A 1,862-nucleotide genomic window follows, 5' to 3' on the forward strand; every position below is an offset into this window, starting at 1 on the left:
GGCGGTGGCCGTGCGGCGCGTCCGCTCGGCCGCGCGGGACGCGCGCTGCCGAGGGGCTGCGGAGGCGGTGGAGCGCTCGCGCGCGTCGGCCGTCGCCGCGGGCTCCGGCTCTTGCGGCCCCGTGGTCTCGGGAGCGGGCTCGACGGGCCGGCGCGCGGCGGCGCCCGCGCTGCCCTCGGGGTAGGTGGCGAACACCTCGACGCCCCACGTGGTGCCGCCGGCGCGCAGGAACGCGATGCCGATGTCGGTGTACCCCTCGCCCAGGATGTTGGCGCGGTGCCCGGGGGAGTGCATCCAGCCGTCGTGGACGGAGGCCGCGTCGCGGTACCCGTTCGCGACGTTCTCGCCGAGGCTGCGCCAGCCGCCCGGCACCTGCGAGGCGAGCTCGGGGTTGTGGTACATCCGGTGCTCGTCCGCCATCCGCCGTGCCCACGCCGCGGCCACGTCGTCGAGCGCCGCGTTGCGTGCCAGCGGCGCGCGCCCCGCGTCCTGCCGTGCGCTCGCGACCAGCTCCGCGATCTGCGCCGCGTCGTCCGCGGCCGCCCGGGCGGGCGGGGCGAGCAGGACGAGCGCGAGGGTCGTCAGCGCGGCGGCCGCCGTTAGCAGCGGGGCGAACCGGGCGCGAGAGGGCGAACGGGTGAAAAGGGACACCCGGGGGAGGGTAACGGCCCGGCCGCCGGAGCGTCACCGTTTCGCGCGCCCGGGGCGTCGGGACAGCGGCGGGTTGTGAACGGATCCGGCGGCGCACGGGCCACGACATCGGCTTGCGTGGTCCTGCAAGCGGTTTGCGCTCGCAGCCCCTACGCTGAGAGGCATGTCGCGGCGTCTGGCAGAGGTGGCACGCAAGGTGGGCGTCTCCGAGGCGACCGTGAGCCGCGTGCTCAACGGCAAGCCCGGGGTCTCGGAGCAGACGCGGGAGGCGGTGCTCACGGCGCTCGACGTGCTCGGCTACGAGCGCCCGACGAAGCTGCGGGGGGAGCGCGCCCGGCTCGTGGGCCTGGTCCTGCCCGAGCTGCAGAACCCGATCTTCCCGGCCTTCGCCGAGGTGGTGGGGGGTGCGCTGGCGCAGCAGGGCTTCACGCCGGTGCTCTGCACGCAGACCGCCGGCGGCATCTCCGAGGCGGACTACGTCGAGCTGCTGCTGGGGCAGCAGGTCTCGGGCATCGTCTTCGCGGGCGGCAACTACGCCCAGCGCGACGCCTCGCACGCGCACTACGAGCGCCTCGTCGGGCGCCAGCTGCCCGTCGTCCTCATCAACGCCTCCATCGAGGAGCTGCCGTTCCCGCGGGTCTCGTGCGACGACGTCGTCGCGATCGAGCAGGCCGTGGGCCACCTCGCCTCGCTGGGGCACACGCAGGTCGGCCTCGTGCTCGGCCCGGCGGACCACGTGCCGTCGCAGCGCAAGCTGCGCGCGGCGCAGGGCCTCGCCGAGCGGCTGGGCCTGACGCTCGACGACAAGCACGTCGTGCGCAGCGCGTACTCGCTCGAGTCGGGCCAGGCGGCGGCCACCCGGCTGCTGCGCGAGGGCGTGACCGGCATCGTCTGCGCGAGCGACCCGCTCGCCCTCGGCGCGATCCGCGCGGCCCGCCGCGCGGGTCTGCGGGTGCCCGAGGACGTGTCGGTGGTCGGGTACGACGACTCCGCCTTCATGAACTGCACGGAGCCCCCGCTGACGACCGTCCGGCAGCCCATCGAGCCGATGGGGCGGGCGGCGATCGACCTGCTCGTCAGCCAGATCAACGGAGCCGCGGTGGCCCAGGAGGAGCTGCTCTTCGAGCCGGAGCTCGTCGTGCGCGGCTCCACCGCGCCGGCCCGGGTGCCCGCCTCCGTCTGACCCCGCGGTCGCCGGCGCCGACCCCGCG

The 1,862-nt window shown here is 75.9% G+C and carries 2 protein-coding genes; one reads left to right on the forward strand and one right to left on the reverse strand.

Annotation, left to right across the window (positions count from 1 at the left end; genetic code table 11):
* Positions 1–651: CAP domain-containing protein (locus HGCM_RS18820; protein WP_019136595.1), on the reverse strand; the 651-nt coding region annotated here is incomplete at its 3' end.
* 163 nt (positions 652–814) lie between these two features.
* On the opposite strand from HGCM_RS18820, the gene HGCM_RS09440 reads away from it, so the two are divergent.
* A complete protein-coding gene (locus HGCM_RS09440) occupies positions 815–1,834 on the forward strand; it encodes a LacI family DNA-binding transcriptional regulator (RefSeq protein ID WP_026075377.1) in 1,020 nt (339 codons plus the stop codon).
* Positions 1,835–1,862: the final 28 nt, after the last annotated feature.

The organism is Cellulomonas massiliensis JC225, from assembly GCF_000312005.1.
In the GTDB taxonomy this organism is placed as follows: Bacteria; Actinomycetota; Actinomycetes; order Actinomycetales; family Cellulomonadaceae; genus Cellulomonas; species Cellulomonas massiliensis.